Source organism: Caldalkalibacillus mannanilyticus JCM 10596 (assembly GCF_000615945.1).
GTDB lineage: Bacteria > Bacillota > Bacilli > Caldalkalibacillales > JCM-10596 > Bacillus_AT > Bacillus_AT mannanilyticus.
Genome location: NZ_BAMO01000002.1, coordinates 181,109 through 201,459 on the forward strand (window position 1 = coordinate 181,109; position 20,351 = coordinate 201,459).

17 protein-coding genes and 3 pseudogenes are annotated in these 20,351 nt (G+C 36.7%); 17 read left to right on the top strand and 3 right to left on the bottom strand.

What is annotated here, in order from left to right; all coding sequences use genetic code 11:
* Positions 1-870 carry a carbon-nitrogen hydrolase family protein gene (locus JCM10596_RS02040; protein ID WP_025025703.1) on the bottom strand — a complete coding sequence of 290 codons (870 nt, stop codon included), beginning with the start codon at positions 868-870 and terminating at the stop codon, positions 1-3.
* 170 nt (positions 871-1,040) lie between these two features.
* Between JCM10596_RS02040 and JCM10596_RS02045 the strand changes: the two genes are divergently transcribed.
* The 7 genes from JCM10596_RS02045 to JCM10596_RS02080 all read left to right on the top strand — a co-directional run bounded on the left by JCM10596_RS02045 (position 1,041) and on the right by JCM10596_RS02080 (position 7,605).
* Positions 1,041-1,751, top strand: coding sequence for a GNAT family N-acetyltransferase (locus tag JCM10596_RS02045; RefSeq protein WP_025025704.1), 711 nt, complete (start codon positions 1,041-1,043; stop codon positions 1,749-1,751).
* 52 nt (positions 1,752-1,803) lie between these two features.
* Positions 1,804-2,217: a hypothetical protein gene (locus JCM10596_RS02050; protein ID WP_025025705.1), complete on the top strand. Its 414-nt coding sequence runs from the start codon at positions 1,804-1,806 to the stop codon at positions 2,215-2,217.
* Positions 2,218-2,447: 230 nt separating this feature from the next.
* Complete coding sequence (gene sigI / locus JCM10596_RS02060) at positions 2,448-3,227, top strand: RNA polymerase sigma-I factor (RefSeq protein WP_234410371.1); 780 nt, start codon at positions 2,448-2,450, stop codon at positions 3,225-3,227.
* Between the two features lie 3 nt (positions 3,228-3,230).
* Entirely contained in the window at positions 3,231-4,772 is a 1,542-nt protein-coding gene (locus JCM10596_RS02065) for an anti-sigma factor domain-containing protein (RefSeq protein ID WP_025025707.1), read from the top strand.
* A 137-nt stretch (positions 4,773-4,909) separates the two neighbouring features.
* Entirely contained in the window at positions 4,910-5,170 is a 261-nt protein-coding gene (locus JCM10596_RS02070) for a hypothetical protein (RefSeq protein ID WP_025025708.1), read from the top strand.
* Positions 5,109-7,154, top strand: coding sequence for an S-layer homology domain-containing protein (locus JCM10596_RS02075; protein ID WP_148302484.1), 2,046 nt, complete (start codon positions 5,109-5,111; stop codon positions 7,152-7,154). The genes JCM10596_RS02070 and JCM10596_RS02075 overlap by 62 nt, the downstream gene beginning before the upstream one ends.
* 88 nt (positions 7,155-7,242) lie before the next feature.
* Entirely contained in the window at positions 7,243-7,605 is a 363-nt protein-coding gene (locus tag JCM10596_RS02080; protein WP_025025710.1) for a carboxymuconolactone decarboxylase family protein, read from the top strand.
* A gap of 63 nt (positions 7,606-7,668) precedes the next feature.
* Here the strand turns inward: JCM10596_RS02080 and JCM10596_RS02085 are convergent, their stop codons facing one another.
* Complete coding sequence (locus JCM10596_RS02085) at positions 7,669-8,190, bottom strand: DUF3231 family protein (protein ID WP_025025711.1); 522 nt, start codon at positions 8,188-8,190, stop codon at positions 7,669-7,671.
* Positions 8,191-8,538: 348 nt separating this feature from the next.
* Here JCM10596_RS02085 and sufC point away from each other — a divergent pair, with 348 nt between their 5' ends.
* The 5 genes and pseudogenes from sufC (at position 8,539) to sufB (ending at position 13,730) form a co-directional block, all read left to right on the top strand.
* Complete coding sequence (sufC, locus tag JCM10596_RS02090; RefSeq protein ID WP_025025712.1) at positions 8,539-9,324, top strand: Fe-S cluster assembly ATPase SufC; 786 nt, start codon at positions 8,539-8,541, stop codon at positions 9,322-9,324.
* A gap of 23 nt (positions 9,325-9,347) precedes the next feature.
* Positions 9,348-10,654: pseudogene (sufD, locus tag JCM10596_RS23365) on the top strand (Fe-S cluster assembly protein SufD).
* Positions 10,651-11,877: a cysteine desulfurase gene (locus JCM10596_RS02100; protein WP_025025713.1), complete on the top strand. Its 1,227-nt coding sequence runs from the start codon at positions 10,651-10,653 to the stop codon at positions 11,875-11,877. Before sufD ends, JCM10596_RS02100 begins: the two are co-directional and overlap by 4 nt.
* Positions 11,870-12,352 carry a Fe-S cluster assembly sulfur transfer protein SufU gene (gene sufU / locus JCM10596_RS02105; RefSeq protein ID WP_439644800.1) on the top strand — a complete coding sequence of 161 codons (483 nt, stop codon included), beginning with the start codon at positions 11,870-11,872 and terminating at the stop codon, positions 12,350-12,352. The genes JCM10596_RS02100 and sufU overlap by 8 nt, the downstream gene beginning before the upstream one ends.
* The gene (sufB, locus tag JCM10596_RS02110; RefSeq protein ID WP_025025715.1) at positions 12,333-13,730 is read left to right on the top strand and encodes a Fe-S cluster assembly protein SufB; all 1,398 of its coding nucleotides are present in this window, start codon (positions 12,333-12,335) and stop codon (positions 13,728-13,730) included. Before sufU ends, sufB begins: the two co-directional genes overlap by 20 nt.
* Positions 13,731-13,916: 186 nt before the next feature.
* On the opposite strand, the pseudogene JCM10596_RS29040 reads toward sufB, so the two are convergent.
* Positions 13,917-14,972, bottom strand: a pseudogene (locus JCM10596_RS29040) (IS3 family transposase).
* Positions 14,973-16,473: 1,501 nt separating this feature from the next.
* Here JCM10596_RS29040 and JCM10596_RS02135 point away from each other — a divergent pair.
* The 5 genes and pseudogenes from JCM10596_RS02135 to JCM10596_RS02155 all read left to right on the top strand — a co-directional run bounded on the left by JCM10596_RS02135 (position 16,474) and on the right by JCM10596_RS02155 (position 20,300).
* Positions 16,474-16,938: an HNH endonuclease gene (locus tag JCM10596_RS02135; RefSeq protein ID WP_025025718.1), complete on the top strand. Its 465-nt coding sequence runs from the start codon at positions 16,474-16,476 to the stop codon at positions 16,936-16,938.
* Positions 16,939-17,072: 134 nt separating this feature from the next.
* Positions 17,073-17,752, top strand: a pseudogene (locus JCM10596_RS23375) (transposase); the annotation flags it as partial.
* Positions 17,753-17,783: 31 nt separating this feature from the next.
* Positions 17,784-18,491, top strand: a complete 708-nt coding sequence (locus JCM10596_RS23380) for a hypothetical protein (RefSeq protein ID WP_034680249.1) — start codon at positions 17,784-17,786, stop codon at positions 18,489-18,491.
* A 353-nt stretch (positions 18,492-18,844) separates the two neighbouring features.
* Positions 18,845-19,531 carry a hypothetical protein gene (locus JCM10596_RS02145; protein ID WP_025025719.1) on the top strand — a complete coding sequence of 229 codons (687 nt, stop codon included), beginning with the start codon at positions 18,845-18,847 and terminating at the stop codon, positions 19,529-19,531.
* Positions 19,532-20,093: 562 nt separating this feature from the next.
* Positions 20,094-20,300: a YqaE/Pmp3 family membrane protein gene (locus JCM10596_RS02155; RefSeq protein ID WP_025025721.1), complete on the top strand. Its 207-nt coding sequence runs from the start codon at positions 20,094-20,096 to the stop codon at positions 20,298-20,300.
* Positions 20,301-20,351 lie beyond the last annotated feature (51 nt).

A 20,351-nucleotide genomic window follows, 5' to 3' on the forward strand; every position in this document is an offset into this window, starting at 1 on the left:
TTAATATTGAATATACTTTCTGTAGATTTCCGGTCTTCGATCTTGTACTGTTCGAACAGAACCCCGTTCAGGCAGTTTTTTTAATAGTTCTAAATCGATGTCTCCTACGATAATGGACTCCATATTGGCTTGACCTTTGGCGATAATTCCCTGAGGAGGGAAAGGGGTATCGCAAGGAGCAATAATCGCTGCCTCTCCATAGTTTCCTTCCATATATTGCACATTGGGAAGCCAGCCCGTTGTACCAGTATGGACAACATAGACTTGGTTCTCTATAGCACGCGTATGACAAGAGAATCGAACGCGATGAAAACCATGCTCATCATCTGTACAAGATGGACAGAAGATGATTTTGGCTCCTAAATCAGTGACAATTTTAGCTGCTTCAGGAAATTCAATGTCATAGCAAATCAGAATAGCTACCTTTCCATGTTTGGTGTCGAATACTTTAAATTCATCTCCACCTTGAACAAGCCAAGCAGATTTTTCATATGGAGTGAGATGGACCTTGGGTTGACAGTCAATCTTGCCATCTGGATGGAATAAGTAAGACATGTTGTACATAAGATCGTTCTCTGTTTTGACCATATGTGTACCTGCGATGATATATAAATCAGTTTCCTGCGCTAAATTTTGAAATAATTCTATGTATCGATCTGTAAATTCATGAAGCAATCGGATGGCTGTTTGAGGATCTTTTCTCGGAAAGAAGCTAAGTAATTGTAAGGTAAACATTTCTGGTAATAGAACGAAGTGTGAATCCCAATCACGTGCAGCGCGCACATAGGATGATACTTGATCTGCGAATTGATCGAAAATAGTGATGGGCTTCATTTGATGTTGTACAGCAGCAATACGAACTTGAGTCATGGAAACAATCCCTCCTTACGTTCCCTAATGTGAGTGATTTCTAAGACATTCTACCAGAAATTAATGACCAGAGCTAGGAAGGATCATTTTTTTTGTCCAGTGGAAAGAAACGGTTTGTTTTTGGTCAAAATAGGGTATAGGTTTTTAATGTGATTCAGGAGGAAAAAAACATGATGCATTTAGAAATGATGGTGCTAGGAGAAGAGGGAGAGAGGGCGGAAAAGGTGATTATCCGAAATTATAAGAAGGATGATTTCCAAGCGATTCGCCAAATTGAACGAGAATGCTATCCTCCTCCCTTTCCCGAAACAGATCTATGGGATGATGAACAGTTGAACAGACATCTTGAAGTTTTTCCAGAGGGAGCGATTTGTGCGACTTTTTTGGGAGAGATTGTTGGAAGTATGACGACATTGATTATCGACGATCGAAAAGGAACCACTCATGACTGGGATCGAATGACAGCTGAAGGCTATCTCAAAGGGAAACATGATCAGAACGGAAACTCCTTGTATGTAGCGGATATGATTGTTTCTCCCTCAAGTAGAAGACATGGAATTGGACGTCTTCTTATGCAAGCTGCGTATTTCTTAGTGATTGAAATGTCACTGGAACGTTTGTTAGGATCTGTCAGAATGCCGGGCTATCATAAAGTAGCTGATCAGATGAGCCCAGAAGCCTATTTAGAAAATGTTGTGTCTGGAAAACTTAGAGATCCTGTGATAACCTTTATGTTAAAATGCGGGAGAAAGCCTATTCGTGTAGTGCATGATTATATGGATGATCATTTATCTCGGAATTGTGCTGTTCTAATGGAATGGAGAAACCCTTTTTTGTATCGAAAAAGGAATTTACCCTCTCGTATTGAATATAATTATTAATCCATTTAGAAGTCTATAGGATTCTTGAGGCAGATAAGGGAGGGAAAGGGTTATGAGTATGTGTTGTGGAGCTAGTATGATTGGAACCATAGGAACAGTCAAGCACTTTAATACGTTTATTCATCAAGTACCTATTGTTTATTGCCCTATATGTCAATCCATTGAAGTGTATGAAAAAATCAAGGATGAGTATGATATCTTAGCTGAGTACGCTCAGAATGATCATGCTCCAGAGGTTTTTTTTAATGATTATATTGAATATGATCAGTTAGAAGAGCTATTTAGCGATTGTCTAGACGTGGATTCAAAGATAAATGCTTCTTTTGTCAAAAAACAGATTGATCACGCTCTTGATCTCCTTTCTGTAGCCCGCCAAATCAAGGACTCTGAATGGGAAAGTGAGTTATTTCAACGCTTGAAGGTACTGAGTGAACGTTTGCGAAAATATCAAAGAAAAATTTCATAACCCATAATGAAGCAAAAGAAAAAAACATATAGATAGGTAGTAAGGTTAAGAGAGGTTAGCGCACTCTTAACCTTTTTTTGTGAAAAAAGAGTGATCTGAAATTAGTGTTAGAAAAAGTAACAAGAGTACAGTAAAATGAAAAAGGAAAAGTTTAAGAAAATGACATGGATACCCCCAGAAAAACTCGAAAAATGTCGAATGTTTTTATACTTTGAGAGGTGAGCTCATTGTTGTCTTTTATAATCGGGAAGTGGATGAAGAAAACAGAAGCTCCCAAGCCGAAATCGTCTAGTTTGGAGCAATTGGTCCTTGCTGCTAAGCAGGATATGTTCCTTCGTAATGAACTAATCAAGCAATATCAACCTTTTATTGCTAAGGTAACTGCTAAGGTTTGTAAAAGGTATATAGATCAACAAAGTGATGAATTTAGCGTTTCGTTAGAAGCTTTTAACGAGGCAATTGATGCATTTCAAATGAATCAAGGAAGTGCTTTCCTTTCTTTTGCTGAAATGGTCATCCGAAGAAGGGTCATTGACTTTATTCGTCGTGAAGCGAGGCAAACAAGAGATATTTATTTAGAACAGGACAATCTAGATGAAGAGAATCAGTTAGAAAGTTTAGCTCAAATTAGTGCTTCTCTTGCTCAGTATGAAGTGATTCAAGAAAGTGAGAAAAGAAGAGATGATATTTCCGAATATCAGAAAAAACTTCGGGAGTTTGATATTACCTTCACAGATTTAGTTGGACAGTGTCCAAAGCATATTGATGCGAGGGAAAATGCCAAGCAAATTGCGAAGCAATTAGCCTCGAATCCAGAATTAACGAGTCATTTATTAGAAAAAAAGCAGCTTCCCATGAAAGAATTATTAAAATATGTGAAGTGCAGTCGTAAAACAGTAGAAAGGAATCGAAAGTATATAATTGCAATGGCCTTAATTTATCTTGGGAACTATTATTCTCTGAGATCATATATCGAGCCAGAACAAGACATATATGGAAAGGAGGGATAAGGCTTGAACAAAGGAATTGTGCTAGAAATAAAGGGTGAAGAAGTGGTTGTTTTAACGAAACAAGGAGAATTTAGATCGATCAAAAAGGAAAGTGAGCACTGGCAGATCGGAGACGAAATCACTCTGACTGAACAACCACTAAAGAAGACATTCAAGAAGAGCAGCTGGTCTATTTCTCCACTTGCCCTAGCGGCTTCAGTCCTCCTACTTGTTGCAACAGTGCTTGCTTTGATGAACCTGAATCAACCAGAGCATGAAATAGCGTTCGTTTATGTTGATATCAACCCTAGTGTTGAAATGAGTGTAAATGAAGATATGGAAGTGATTCGTCTCAGAGGTACAAATAAAGAAGGGGAGGAAATGATCCGTCTTCTGGATCATCAGTCCTATCATTCAGTGGAAGAAGCCGCTGTACAAATTATTCTTTTAGCTCAGAATCAAGGGTATTTAACATTGAATCATGATGTGCTGATCTCCACAGCATTTATCGATCAAGAAAAAGAGAAACAGTATAAAGAAACCTTTGATATGCTGTTAAATGACTTAGAGTATGCGATGCTATTCTCTGCCGATTTAGGCAGCGAGGGCGATGAGCTGGCAACGAAGGAAGTTGTTCAGGTGCAAGCAGCTCAATCAGATGAAGTAGCCAATATGGTAGACCTGTCAACCAATGAACATGAAGAAATAAAAATCCATCGTGTGAAAGTGAATCCAGAGGATCAAAGAAAAGCGAGAGAAATTGGAGTGTCCCCAGGAAAGTACACTTTATTTCTAGAGGCTAAACATTCAGGTTCCGATATTGAATTAAATGATCTTTCTAAGAAATCTGTTTCTCAAATAGCTGAGAAGCTTGGTGGTATGGACTCATTAATATCTTCTATTAATGCAAGAAATCATTCCGATCATAAAAATAATAAAGGAAATACCAAGTCTACAGAAAAGAAGACGAACTCGAAAGAAAAAGAAGAAAAGAAGAACAAAGATTCAAAGGAACAGAAAGAGAAGAAAGACTCTAAAGAGAAGGATAAAAAGGATTCTAAAGTCAATGAGAAGAAAGAATCTAAAGAGAATCAAGGCAAAAAGAGCCCAAAAAACAATCATGAACACAAAAGAAAAAAAAGGAAATACAAGAGAAAGAGCAATCAAGGAAACAACTCTAAAAATCACAGCAACCATCCAAGCAAAGACAAAAAAGAAGATCATCAACCATCTTTAGAATACTTTCTTGAACAAAAACTAAAGACGATGACCAAAGAATCTGGACAAGAGATTCGTTTGAAGTCCCACAAAAATGAAGTGGATAAGAAAAACGGAAAAGATAAGGGACAAAACAAAGGACACCAGAACGAAAAAAGAGATAAAGAAACAAAGAATAATGGGCAAAAGGATCATGAGAAAAAGAAGAATCAAGAAAAAGAGAAACAGGGGAACCATCATAAAGATCATGAGAAAAACAATGGAAAGTCGAAGCATGATCAAAATGAAAAGAAAAAACATCAGGAAGAGCCAAAACGAAATAAAAAGGAAAAGGATAACCAATCGTAAGACACAAACCTCGGTGCCAAGCACTGGGGTTTTTTGCTGTTTTAAAATAAAAAAATGTAGCACCCCCAAAATTCAACATGAACAGTGCGAAAAATATGTCAACGGTAAATATTACATGATGAAAGAGGTTAAGACACATGAAAAAAGTTGACATGAAAAAGGTTTTTAAGAAAGGGCTTCCACTTGCTTTAGCTACGAGTCTGGTTTTTAGCTATGGGGTCGGTGATATTGAGGCAAAGGAAAAAGGGAAGAACAAGAAAAATGAAGTGAAGGTTGAAAAAGAAAGAAAATCAAAAGGCTTTAGTGACATCGAAGGCTACTGGGGACAGAAAACAATTGAAAAAATGGATGACACTAGGGATTATAACTGGATATACAGATGGGACGTTTCAGCCTAACAAACCTGTTTCTCATCAAGAAGCGGTCGTTCTTGTTGTAAGATTACTAGGTTTGGAAGAAGAGGCGCAGAAACGTGCAAAAAATGGAGTAAAGCTTCCTTTTAAAAATGAAAACTCCATTTCCACATGGGCTAGAGGACATATTGCCATGGCACTTGAATTAGGCTTGCTAGATAAAAACGAGAAGTTCCAAGGAAATAAAGCAGCTTCCAGAATTTTCGTGACTTCTCTCATGGTGAAGGGCTTGGGTATTGATGTTGATCATTACAAAGGAAGAGATTTAGAGTTCTCTGACCTCGCCCATTTAACTGCGGAGGAAAGATTAGAGCTGGCAGTGGCAGTTTCCGAAAACTTAGCTAAGGGGTATGGAGATAAAACCTTCCAGCCTAATAAACCAGTAACAAGAGGAGAGATCGCTGCTTTTCTTGAGAGAATGCTAGATTATATCTCTGATCATGATGATTATAATGATATTATTCTTGAGCCAATCAAAGGATATTTTACATCCTATAACTCTAGAGATCAAAAAATGACATTTATCCGTGAAGGCAGAAGCGCTTCCGATCTAAAAAGCGTCACTTATACATTAAGCGATAAAGCAATCATTTATTATAATGGGAAAAAACGCTCAACGCTGGATGTATTCAAAGATGGGGATCGCTTAGAAGTCATCCTCAATAATGAAGGAAAAATTATCTTTGTCAGTGGAGAGTCTAAGAAAGATGATAAGGTTGTTTGGGATCAATTAAAAAACGTTTCTGTTTTTAATGTCAAATTAACCTCAGGACAAAATAGCATTGTCTATTCCTATGATGCGGCGAAACCAAACGATATCTATGTCCTAACTCAAAAAAATGGAAAAAGCTCTTTACTCCAAGGGAAGGAAGCAGCTACAGCCATAAAAGCGGCGATTGATACCCATTTCAAAGCAGGATCTACATTTGATCTGAAGAAGACAACGAAAAACTTAGCTCTTCTAGCACAGACATCTTCTGATAAAGAAGCGAATGTTTCCGTTCAATATAAAACAAAAGAGAGCAATCTAGAATTTAGCTCCGAAATAAAAGCATCAACCAATGCGACTAAAATGAACTGGAGTAAAGGAAAGGCAACCATTGCTTATACTGAGTCAACAGATTCCAAAGGAAAGGTAACGTCAAATCTACAAGTAAAGGATCCGGATGCGAAGAAGGAGATTTCTTACAAGAAAGAAATAAGCGATTCTAAAGTAACAGCATCAGGTTATCTTAAACTAGAGGGTCTTTCTTTAGAGATTAAGGATACTTCTCTTGAACCAACGATTAAACAAATACTTGGGGACTATAAGTTTGCCTTGTATGGAGAAACGCCAAAAACAGACAAACCAAAAGACGAGTACAAGAATCTCACAGGAATAGCTAACTTTAATCTTGAAATCACTTCCGGTAAAAATAGCTATCTATATCAATATAACAAAGACCGAGTAAAGGAAATGTATGTCCTGACTCAAAAAGATGGCAAGACCAATATTCTTACTGGAGATGAAGCAGCAGCAGCCATCAAGAAAATGATCGATACCCATTTTAAAACAAACAGCACATTTGATAGCAAGGAAGTAAGCAAAAATCTTGTCGCTCTTGTTCAGAATAAGGATTCAAAAGACAGTAAGATTAGCTTAAATTATAAAACAAACGACAGAACCCTAGTCTTTGACACAGAGGTAAAAAGCAACTCTGAGTCCACTAGCTACACTATTACACAGGATAAAGTAACGATTAAATATTCTCACACAAAGGATTCAAAAGGCAAGGTAGTGAGCTCTATTGAATTGAGAGATACAGAGGCAAAAAAAGAGCTTAAATATACAAAAGAAGTGGAGAATGGAAAAACAACAGCTTCAGGATATCTCAAGCTGGATGGAGTTAACCTAACCATTGATAATACTCAATATGAATCAACGATTACTCAAATCGCTAAGGATTATAAGGTAAAAGTGTCGTTTTAAGAGAACCAAAATAGTATGTAACCGGCTTTTACAGGGTATTCTAACCATGTGAAATCAATATGTGATATCAAATGGAAGGAGTCCTACGATGCAGGAAGAAGAGTATATCGCTAGCGATGTAGAAGTATGGTTGCATGAATACAAAGAGGGTTTAGCAGAATTTAAGAAGAAAATGCCCAAAGTAGCTGAAAAATATTTTGAATTCACTGGTGCGTGCTTTGCTCCGGGAAAACTGGATCAAAAAATGAAGCATCTTGTTGCTTTAGGAATCAGTATCCATTCTCAAGATGAGTACTGTATTATGTATCACACACAAGAAGCGATCCATAAAGGAGCTAGTGAAGAAGAAATACTTGAAGTTGTTGGAGTATCTGCTGCCTTTGGCGGAGGAGCTACCATGAGTCAAGGTGTTACTTTGGTACAGGAATGTTTGAGTGATTTATTACATTAGTAGCGGAGGAAACAGGAATGAAGGAGTCGTCAAGAAGACGGCTCCTTTCATTTAGCTTTGAGTTTAAGCATGAACAGGTTCTGGTGTTTTTACATGAAGCGGAGGAGGGACAATCCATCCTTTTTGTTTGTTCAATTGTAATAATCTTCCTCCATATTGCAATTTTGTGGTGTGGAATTGAACAAACATTTGAATAATATCTTCTCTAATGCATTGTCCAATGATTTGACTGCAAGTGACTAAGCCCATGGCAATCTCTTTTGAAACGGCGATTGCGATTTCTGCATCATTGATCCTTGCACCAACAGGAATACTCTCTAAATTTGCTACTGGGCGCTCTGGAGGAGCGGGAGGAAGGGCGATACCATTTGCTTTAAGAAGCTCTTCCACTTGTTGAATAGAAGGCTTAATTTCATTTTTTAGTCGATCTTCAAGAAAAGACTTAAGATCTCCGTCACCTGTATGGTTTATCAGTGTTTGATACTCTGCTACTCGCCCTTTTAAGGCAGTTAAATAGCTCCATACTCCAAAGACCTCTCCGTAGTGCATCGGCTCCTCTTGGGGATTTCCACTCAAAATACCCATAAAAAATTCCTCCTTTTTGTTGTATACTCTGGCTAAGATAAGGGCAAGACTGAACGTGTATCTCCTTAACTTTCGCGCCACGGATATATCTTAACCAAATTAGATCAATTTAAAAGGAAAAAAAGATGGAAACGATGCAATTGTGTAATTTTTGTGTTAAAATATAAGTAATATAAAATAATAATTATTTTAAAATAGTTAGTTAGATGGTGTATTTATCTAACGAGTTACTTTTCTTGATTTCTACATATGGTATACTATAATAATACAGATGAGTGATAATCATTTGATAATTAGTTGAATCAAGAAATGAATCAAAATATACAATTTTCAGGAGGTAATTTTTTTATGTCGACACCACATCTTAAAATAGAAAACTTACAGGTTTCTATTGACAACACTGAAATATTAAAGGGCTTTTCCCTTGAGATTAAAGGTGGAGAGGTTCACGCAATTATGGGACCTAATGGTACAGGAAAGAGTACACTTGCCTCTGCATTAATGGGACACCCAAGCTATGAAGTAACAGGAGGCTCTGTCCAGATTGGTGGTGAGGACCTTCTAGAAATGGAAGTAGATGAAAGAGCACGTGCTGGATTATTTCTAGCGATGCAATATCCGAGTGAAATTAGTGGAATAACTACGGCAGACTTTCTGCGTTCGGCAGTCAATGTACAACGCGGAGAGGGAAATGAGCTTTCTCTGATGAAATTTATTCGTCAGTTGGATGAAAAGATGAACGTTTTAGAAATGGATGAATCATTTTCACAGCGTTATTTAAATGAAGGATTCTCTGGTGGAGAGAAGAAGCGTAACGAAATTCTTCAAATGATGATGCTCCAACCAAAGATCTGTATTTTAGATGAAATCGACTCAGGACTTGATATCGATGCTCTAAAAGTAGTGTCCAAAGGAGTCAACGATTTAAGAAGCCCTGAAAGAGGTTTCTTGATTATTACTCACTATCAAAGACTTCTAAACTACGTCAAGCCGGATTTTGTACATGTTATGATGCAAGGGCGCATTGTTAAATCAGGGGGTCCTGAGCTTGCTGAGAAATTAGAAGCTGAAGGCTATGACTGGGTCAAGCATGAATTAGGGATCAAAGACGAAACAGTTGGCCAACAAGCCTAAAAAAACGGTGAGGAGGGATTGCAATGACTGTAGAAACAATAAAGCACTTCGACCGTGAATATATTACTCAGTATTCAAAAGAACGTCAAGAACCAGCTTGGTACTAGAGTTGCGTATTAGAGGTCTAGAAAATAGTGAACTACTCGATTTACCTAAATTAGAGAAAACAAAAATTGATAAATGGAACCTAACTCAATTCTCACAAACGACAGAGCATGAAGTCGTTTCTTCTATAGAAAAGCTTCCTGAAAATGTTCGTAGTTACTTGGGTCAGGATAAGCAAGCAGGCAACCTTCTTGTGCATAGAGATACAACGGCTGTTTATCAAGCTCTTAGCTCTGAACTACAGAGCAAGGGAGTGATCTATACAGATATCAAGACAGCGATAGAAAAGCATGGAGATTTAGTAGCAAAATACTTTATGAATCATGTGGTTAAGGTTGATGAGCATAAAATCACAGCTCTTCATGCTACCTTAGTCAACAGTGGTGTATTCTTATTTGTACCCAAAAATGTTGAAATTGATTTACCTATCCAAAGTTTATTCTGGCAAGAGAACGGAAATGCCGGTTTAATTCCCCATATTTTAATTGTGGCAGAAGACAACAGTAAAGTAACGTACGTGGAGAACTCGTTTAGTACGGCTTCTGTGGAAAGTGTCCATAACTATATTGCAGAAGTATTCGTAGGTAAAGGAGCAAAAGTAACCTTTGCTGCGGTGGATAACCTAGGAACGAATACAACAAGCTACATTTACCGAAGAGCTAAAGTGGAGCAAGATGGACGTATCGAGTGGGCTCTTGGACAGATGAATAACGGCAATACAGTTTCGGATAACACAACCGTCTTAAAAGGGAATGGTTCTACAGGAGATACGAAATCTGTGGTTGTTGGAACAGGAGAGCAATCTCTCAACTTTGTACAGAAGATGCATCAATTTGGTCATTATACAAATGGCGAAATGCTAAGTCATGGTGTCATGAAAGATGCTGCGCGAGCCATATTTAACGGTATTACAAAAATCGAAAAAGGTGCTGTTAAATCGACAGGTGAGCAATCTGAACGAGTATTAATGTTAAATGAAAAAGCACGTGGGGATGCTAATCCAATTCTCCTTATTGATGAGAATGTAGAAAGAGCTGGGCATGCGGCTTCAGTTGGAAAGGTCAACCCTACTCAATTATTCTATTTAATGGCTAGAGGATTAACTCGTACTGAAGCAGAACGTTTAATCATTTTAGGATTCCTTGCACCAGTTATTGAGAACATTCCTGTGGATGAGCTGAAACAGCGTTTGGTGGAGGTTATTGAAAGGAAAATCTCGTCATGAATGCGAAGGAAATCCGAGAACTCTTTCCCATTCTAGATCAAGAGGTCAATGGTCATCCATTAGTTTATTTAGATAGTGCTGCCACTTCACATAAGCCGATTCAAGTCATCGAAGAGGTAGCAAAATATTATCGTTCATACAACTCCAATGTACACAGAGGTGTTCACACATTAGGAACCTATGCAACGGATGGATACGAGGGAGCACGTGAGAAGGTACGCAAATTTATTCATGCCAAAAGCACGAAAGAAGTGATCTTCACTCGTGGAACGACAACAGCATTGAATATTGTCGCTTCAAGCTATGCCCGTCAGCATTGTACAGCAGAGGATGAGATCGTCATTACCCCAATGGAGCATCATAGTAATTTGATTCCTTGGCAGCAAGTAGCTAGAGTGACTGGGGCGACGTTAAAATACATCCCCTTGCAGCCAGACGGAACCATTTTATTAGAAGATGTGCGAAAAACCATTACTCCGAAAACAAAAGTCGTTTCTGTCATGCATGTTTCAAATGTACTCGGGACGGTGAACCCAATTGCTGATATTACCAAATTGGCTCATCAAAATGGAGCGATCATGGTAGTAGATGGTGCACAAAGTACTCCTCATATGAAGGTGGATGTACAAGAGCTAGATTGTGATTTCTTTGCTTTCTCTGGGCATAAGATGTGTGCTCCTACAGGAATTGGGGTACTCTATGGGAAGCAGGAGCTTTTAGAGAAAATGGAGCCTATTGAATTTGGTGGAGAAATGATTGATTTCGTAGAGCTTCATGAATCAACGTGGAAGGAGCTTCCCTGGAAGTTTGAAGGAGGAACACCGATCATTGCTGGAGCCATTGGTTTAGGAGCTGCGATCGACTTCTTAGAGTCGATCGGTTTGGATAACATCCAAAAGCATGAACATATGTTGGCTGAATATGCTATAGAGAAGCTTTCTAAGATTGATGGCTTTACGTACTATGGACCACAAACAAATCGTGCGGGACTAGTTACCTTCAATTTAGATGACGTTCACCCGCATGATGTAGCTACCGCCTTGGATTCTTACGGAATTGCCGTGCGAGCAGGACATCATTGTGCACAGCCTTTGATGAAATGGCTACAGGTTACGGCTACAGCTCGAGCTAGCTTTTATTTATATAATACCGAAGAAGATATTGATTCTTTATATAATGGACTAATAAAAACAAAGGAGTATTTTGGTCATGTCTATGGGTAGTAATCTAGACCAGTTGTACCGTCAGGTGATTATGGATCATTATAAGAATCCCCGTAATCGTGGAGAAATTACAGACGGTGCATTAACAGTAAACATGAATAACCCAACATGTGGAGACCGAATACAACTACACATGATTGTTGAAGATGGAATCATACAAAATGCTAAATTTGATGGAGAAGGCTGTTCTATCTCTTTAGCCTCAGCTTCTATGATGACAGATGCGATTAAAGGTTTAGATGTGGAAAAAGCTCTTGCTCTGTCTGCGATCTTTTCCAAAATGATGCTAGGCGAAGAGTACGATGAGGGAGACTTTGACCTTGGTGATATAGAAGCACTTCAAGGAGTGGCTAAGTTTCCTGCTAGAATCAAGTGTGCAACCCTAGCATGGAAAGCCTTAGAGAAGGGTGTAGAGCAAGAAGCAGGACAGGAATTATTGAAGGGAGGAAATGAAGATGGCAAAAAAAATGCCTGATATTGGAGATTATAAGTACGGATTTATAGATAAGGATGTTTCTATTTTCCGAGCTGGTAAAGGATTAACAGAAGAAATCGTTCGCGAAATCTCTTCCATGAAGAATGAACCTGAATGGATGTTAGATTTTCGCTTAAAATCCTTAGAGTTATTCTATAAAATGCCGATGCCTATGTGGGGTGGAGAATTAGGCGAATTAGATTTTAATGATATCGTCTACTATGTAAAACCATCTGAAAAAACAAGTAAGACTTGGGAAGAGGTACCTGAGGAAATTAAGAATACTTTTGACAAGCTGGGGATTCCTGAAGCAGAGCAAAAGTTCTTAGCTGGAGTATCAGCACAGTATGAATCAGAGGTTGTTTATCATAATATGCAAGAAGATCTTACTGAACAAGGAGTTATCTTCACAGACACAGATACGGCGTTACGTGAGCATGAAGACATCTTCAAAGAGCATTGGGCAACCGTGATCCCTCCAACAGATAACAAATTCGCTGCTTTAAATAGTGCTGTTTGGTCTGGAGGAAGCTTCATCTATGTACCAAAAGGGATCAAATGCGAAACCCCATTACAAGCCTATTTCCGTATTAACTCGGAGAATATGGGACAATTCGAGCGTACATTGATCATTGCGGATGAGGATAGCTTCGTCCACTATGTTGAGGGATGTACAGCACCTGTCTATAGCACGAACTCCCTTCACAGTGCGGTTGTTGAAATCATCGTCAAGAAGAATGCTCGTGCTCGTTATACGACTATTCAAAACTGGGCTCCTAACATTTACAACCTTGTAACCAAACGTGCCGTTGCTGAAGAAGGAGCAACCATGGAATGGGTGGATGGAAATATCGGTAGTAAGCTTACGATGAAATACCCTGCTGTTGTGATGAAGGGGCGTGGAGCGAGAGGAAGCGTACTTTCTATTGCCATCGCTGGTCGTGGACAGCATCAGGATGCGGGTGCAAAGATGATTCATTTAGCGCCTGACTGTACTTCAACCATTGTATCTAAATCCATCAGTAAGCAGGGTGGACGTGTAACCTACCGCGGATTGTGCCACTTTGGTCGCAAATCTGAAGGCTCAAAAGCGAATATTGAATGTGATACAATTATTATGGATGATGAGTCTACATCAGATACGATCCCATATAACGAAATTCTAAATGATAATATTACGCTAGAACATGAAGCTTCTGTTTCTAAAGTATCTGAAGAGCAACTATTCTATCTAATGAGTAGAGGTATCTCTGAGCAAGAAGCAACAGAAATGATCGTAATGGGCTTTATCGAGCCATTCACGAAAGAGCTTCCAATGGAGTATGCGGTTGAGATGAATAGATTGATCAAGTTTGAGATGGAAGGGTCTATTGGTTAACCTTTATATATCAAAGGCTTGAGGGGTTTTATAACTTAGCAATTTGGTGTCGCGCCAACTTTGTGCCAAGTTGAGTTGAAATTACATTTTAGTGTAGGAGGCGAACTTTTGAAGTTCGTCTTCTTCTATTTTTTCAGTGATATCAAAATAGGTATCTGGTATGTCAACAGTAAAGTGGACAAATTTTTAAAGGTGCATAAATTCAGCGGGTGTTAGATAGTCCAATGATCCATGTATTCGGATATTATTGAACCAATTTACATAATCAAAAAGCTCAAATTCAAGTTCTTGTTGGTTAGAGAAAACTCTACCATGAATAAATTCAGTTTTAATGGTTTTAAATGTAGCTTCTGCTACGGCATTGTCATATGGGTTTCCTTTTTTCTCAATGATCTCTCGATACCAAATACCGCCAATGCTTGATCTATGAGCGTATTATTAAACTCACTTTCGCGGTCTGTGTGGAATAATTCGAGGCGCTGTAGATTGTATTTAACCGTGGCGAAGACACGTTGAACTAGCTCTGCACTTTTGTGAGGTCCTGCACTATAACCAATAATCTCTCGATTATATAAGTCAACCAGGATGCAGATATAATGCCATGTCTGTTGTACTCTTACATGAGTTAAATCACTAACAACCACTTGTAGTTCCTAATCCTGATCAAATTTACAATTTAATGTATTCCTAATGCTCGATTCATTACATTTGGCTTTTCTTGGTTTAAATTGAACCACCATATACTTTGAAACGAGATCTTGCTCCTTCATGATTCGACCGATACGGCATCGTGACACTTGCCAACCCTGTATTTCAAGCTCTTTCTTAATCTTTCTTTTACTATAAATATCCCTTTTTTCCTAAAGGTGTTTACCACCATGGTTGCTATTTCATCACCTAGGCTATAACGTATTTTTGCTTCATAGTATTAGGTACTTCTTGTAATTTGTAGGCCATCACACATTGCTGATACCAAGTATTTGTGACGGTTATTTCGAATCACAACTACTTTTTTCCCATGATCAGCACCGCTTGCTTTAAAATATCGTTTCCCATTGCCAGCCTTTGATTTTCTTTTCGAAGTTTAATTAGCTCTTCTTGTTCTGGAGTACGATTATTTTTGCTTCGAAGGAACCCGTTGACTTATGCTGGCGGACCCATGTATCAAAGGCAGAGGGTGATAGATCATATTTCTTAATCATTTCACTCCCTTGGCTTTCCTGCAGCATGCAATTGCACGATAGAATGTTCTTCTTTTGGTCATTATGATTTTCTTCATTTAATATTTGAATCGAGTGTATATGATCTTAACGAAACTGTCCAACAAAGTGTAACCTATCTATTATCACATTTTAAAGGGAAAAAAGAATTTTAAGATGGAGATATCAATATATCAGTAGATAAAGAAGAATAGCAAAAAAATAGATCGCTTTTTAAAGATAGAAGACTTTTATAAACAAGAAAGAGCAAATGAAGCACCTAAAGAAATTTTAAAAGAACCTAAATATGGTAAAGAGTTAATAGAACCAGATATCTTTATGATTTGGAAGGCAGCATCCTTTTTCGTTGAAATACAAAACTCTATTTAAAGCGAAAAAGTAATGGAAGCTAAGTTAGAAAAATACCAAAAATATTTTAATAGTGGAGAGTGGAAAAAGGAGTTTTGGCAGCCTAAAGATAAGGCCCCTATATTTCCGCGTACTTAGATAGTTAGTGTAACTAAGTATAATATTCATTGTAAGTTGATGATTTTACAATCTAGAAATGTCAGTGAGTTAATTTAATCAACAAAACAAACACAATTACAGCTAATTAAACAAAAAATGGAATCAAAATTAATTGGAATAACTCCTAGAAAGGGGTTATTCTAAATTTATTTATTGACTATAAATGTTGTCACTATTGAAAAATTAAAAGGAAATATAATAAAAATATTGAAATAACTAAATCAAATAAGAATATTGGGAGGATAATATGCAAACTAATCATGTTTTGGAGAAAACTTGCCATGTTTGTAGGAATAAGTTTAATGCTAAAACAGCAACTCAAAAGTATTGTTCAAGTATTTGTAGTAATATAACTTATGGAAAATCATCTATGGAATATAGAAATTCATGTAAGGTATGCTCAAAAAGCTTTCTTACAAATGACTTCAGAATTCTTACATGTTCTAAAGAATGCAATTCTATTTATGATCAGGATTTTTGTTTATATTGTTCTAAACTATTTAAAAAAGTAACAAGTAATCAACGTTGGTGCTCTGATAAATGTAAGAATAAAATTAAAGTACTATACTGCAAGAAATGTAATATCAAGTTTTTTTCAAAGTATCAACAACTTTTTGTTCTGATAAGTGCAAAATGAAAAAGTGCTATACTTGCGATAAGGTTTTTTTACCAAGTGTATTGGCAAACTATTGTTCACAGGCTTGCAAGGAGAGGTATTATACACATACATGTTATGGCTGTGGGGAAATCTTTTACAAGCCAGTTCAAAGTGCTAAATATTGCTCTAAAGAATGTAGAAGTGTTATTGCTTCTGCTGAAAAGGAAAGAAAAATATGCAAAAATTGCAAGAAAATAATGACTATTTTCAACGGTAATAATCTAATATATTGCTCTGAACAATGTATGGAGGAATATAGAAAAAATAAGATTAATTGTCGTAAAAGAAAATAAAACTGAGGAGGAAATAAGAAACTTAGTGACGGACAGAGTTATTATTCTATTAACCCGAAGAGGAAATGATAAAACAAGGGATAATAAACAGTGTAAACTACTGGAATATAGGAGGATTTTCAGAAGGAGTAAAAGAGGCGGTGTTGCGAAGGGACTCCTATCATTGTTATATTTGTGAAAATGATAAAGAGTTAGAAGTACACCATGTTCTACCTAGAAGGTTGGGGGGAAATCATGAACTAGATAATTTAGTTACCCTCTGTAAAAGATGCCATAGGCATATTGAAACAGGAAACGTTACTCATGCAATAAGCAAATGTTTTGAAAATGCAAAAAAACATTATGGATTAAAAACATATAAAGAGAAAGTCAGATTATCCAAAATTGAACAATTATCATATTTTTATAATGAAATGGAGTCATTATACAAGAAGTTAGTTGAAAGTAACACAGAAGAAATAGAAGAAGTATTGACTAATTTTGATTCCTTATTTGACGAATTGGAAGATTTAAAAAAAATAATTAAGTAAATGAATCAATTTCATAAAGTTGAGCCCAACAGGCTCAAGGGTTTTTAAGGACTAAAAAAAAAGTACCTCCCCAAAATCTCGAAATTATTGTTACCACACAAAAATTAGAGATTGGAGGAAACTCGAAACTCCCTATGGCTATTATAAAACAAGGAAGCCTGTTTGACATCCACGAATTATATGAAATGGAGCCCACCCATTGCTTTGAAGCTATATTTTCAGAGATTGACATCTACCGATCTTAGCTGTGGCATTTAAGAAATCGCTCTAAGGGGCTCCTGTTGAATTGAATTACTCTGCAATGATATATTCTCTGGTTGTCAGAATTACAGAAAAAATTCCTAGAATTAAAGATTTGATCAAGCGTCTGAAAAATGACAATAAGTTTCGTTTAGATTGCGGGTTTCTTTTATCTGATGCTGTTCCATCAGAAGTTTCGTACTCAAGGATGTTAACAAAGATCAGTGAAAAGCCTGTTTTCGAACAAGTTAAGGAGACTCTTCTCCTTCAAGCAATAACTCAGGGGTTTCTTGATGATGACACTGTGGCCATTGAAGCCACACATATTGAAGCAAGAGATCAAGCTCCATCTAAAGAAGAAAAGCATAAACCAGCACCAAAGAAACGTGGCCGCAAATCCAAAGCAGAACTTGAAAAATGGTTACAAGAAAAAGCTGAACAAGAAGCAAAGTTTTCCTTATATAAAAAAAAGATTGAAGCACAGTTAGATGTTTCACTAAATGAGCTTCGCTCATTGGCTCCCCTTGATCCGAAATGGGGAGTAAAGAAAAATAGCGAAAGTCAAATATTTTATGTAAAATACTAACTAATGAGAAGGTGTGGGCGTGAGTTCTAAAAAAGAAGTAGGAAAAATTGAGGCAATTATAGATCAGGATTTTGAGGGATTAGAATATTGGAAATTATCTAGAGATGCCGCAATAATTTTGGCATGTCAATTATTTGAAGAATGGGCGTTTCAACTTGGTGAGTTAATTCAGTCAGCTCCATATGAGCAAAAAGCAGAGTTAAAAGGTAAAATGTTAGACTTAATGCAAGCATGTGAATGGCTTATAAAGAAGGCTTTTGAAAAATGTGGTATGGATGGATTAACAATTGAAAGCGATGAACGCCTACTAATAAAATATACAGAGGAAGCTTACTCTAAGGCTTTGATTCACACTAAAGCAGAACAAATATTTATGCCTTACTGGCAAGGGTTATATACTGCTACAGTAAATAATGAAGAAGAAATAGAATTTAATTTCCCTTCACAAAGGTTTGCTATCTTTGAAGGAATTAATGCTGTATTGCTTGATGATAATAATAATTATAAAAACAAAAAATATGAAAAAGCAGACTTGAGTATACGTAATCTTTTCGGTAATATCCCTGAAATGGTATATCAAACAAGGGGGATGGCGAAGGTTGAATTTGATTTTGACTTTCCCGATGATTATAAAATAGGACCATATACAATTGGAGATATAAAAATGTATGGAGAAGAGTCATTCGTCAGGCTTTCTGGGCAGACCGTAGCAATAAAGAAAACTTAAGTGGTAATCTTCCAAACGTCCATGGGATAAACATTGATTCATGGAGTTTAGAGGATGTAAGTAAGGAAACAACTTTAAAGTTAATAAATGACTTAACTTTTACAGGTGAAAAAAAAGGTCAACAAAGATTTACTACACCTATAACAGAACCTATTTTCCAACTTTCTGATGGTTGAAAGATTTTTAGTCCAAAATTTATCCTATATAATCAGCCTGGGAGAAACATTTTATCTACTCTAAATAGAATATATGGTGATGAGGCTAATAATGATTCTGACCAAAAGGAAAAAATATTTATAAATGATTTAAGTGCTATAACTAAAGAGTACCCTAATTTAAGTGTCTGCCATAGTGTGCCTGTTGAAGGCACAGATATAGATTATGGTATTTATGATAAAGAAAGTCATTCACTTATTTTGTTTGAGATGAAGTGGTTTGTTGAACCAGTGACTTCTGTTGAGATTAAAAGTAAAGATCAAGAAATAAGTAAAGGGTTACATGTTCAACTTCCAAAGTATAAGGAAGTTGTAGAGAATAATATAAAGGACTTTACACTTAAAGCATTTCACCGAGAATTGGAAGTAAAAAAAATATCGTATTTTGTTTTAACAAGGGTGTCAATTGGAAGTGGGTTAATCGAACCTAGTCCATTCACTGTTGTAAATATAAGGATGTTTAAAAAAGCTCTTTTTGATGCTAAGGGACAATTAAATGTAGCAGCTGAAAATTTACAAAATGGTTCTTATTATCCTAAAATCAATGAAGAGTTCTCTTTGGAGAAAGTCACAATAATGATGAGGAAAGTAAAAGTTATTGTTGATTCTTTTAAAATACTAAATAATTCTTTTGATTTATCAGTTCCTAACGATGAAATAGTTCATTTACATGGTATAGAAATGAATCCAGATAAAATGCCAAAAAGTCGGGCCAGACAAGTCGGAAAAAGTCAATATGAACTTATAATTAAGTCTCCTTCATCAGTAAAAAAGGGCAGGAATAAAAAGAAGAGAAAAAGAAGAAAACGTGCGAAGAAAAAATAAATACCGTTTAGTAGGTGAAAAACAGTAAATATGTAATTATTCTTAGTGGCATCAGTTAGCTCTGAATATACTTAAACTAACGGGTAGCTTTACTTCAATAAGAACCTTCAAAAGAAAATGAAAAGAACTCACAGCGAAAACCGTGAGTTCTTACTGTAAAACCCTTATTTTATGTTACTGCAGCCAAATGGTAACGCTGTGCCAAATTCATGCCAAGTCTGTGCCAAGTTGAAATTATATTCTATTTTATATCATTTGAATAAATGGCTTAATATCAAGGGTTTGAGCGATTTTTTTATTAATCATTTCGTGCCATTATAAGCAAAATTAATCAAGTTCGAGATGGAAGGTAGTATTGGATAACCCTTATATGTAGAGGCATTTGTGGAGAGTTCATCATTCATCACCCACAAAACGCCCATTTTCTTCCATATGCACCGTCCTTCGGGGCGGTATTTTTCATGTTGCAGGAAAAGAGTTATTTTGTCGAAAAAAGGAATCAAACTAAGTGTGTAGAATAGTAGAATAATAATAAAAACTACACATAAAGAAGGTGATCCTAATGTATCTTTTAGCAATTCTATTGCCTCCAGTAGCCGTATTGTTATGTGGCAAGCCTATTCAAGCACTAATTAACTTTTTCTTAACATTATTTTTCTGGGTTCCAGGCGCTATACACGCTTGCATGGTAGTGTCTGAAAAGAAAGCAGATAAGCGTATGGAGAAGCAAGCCAAGTTACACGCTAAGTATAATAAAGAAGGATTATAGTCACTCTAAAGTGTCATACCCTTTGTAAAAGCCAATTAAAAAATAAATACA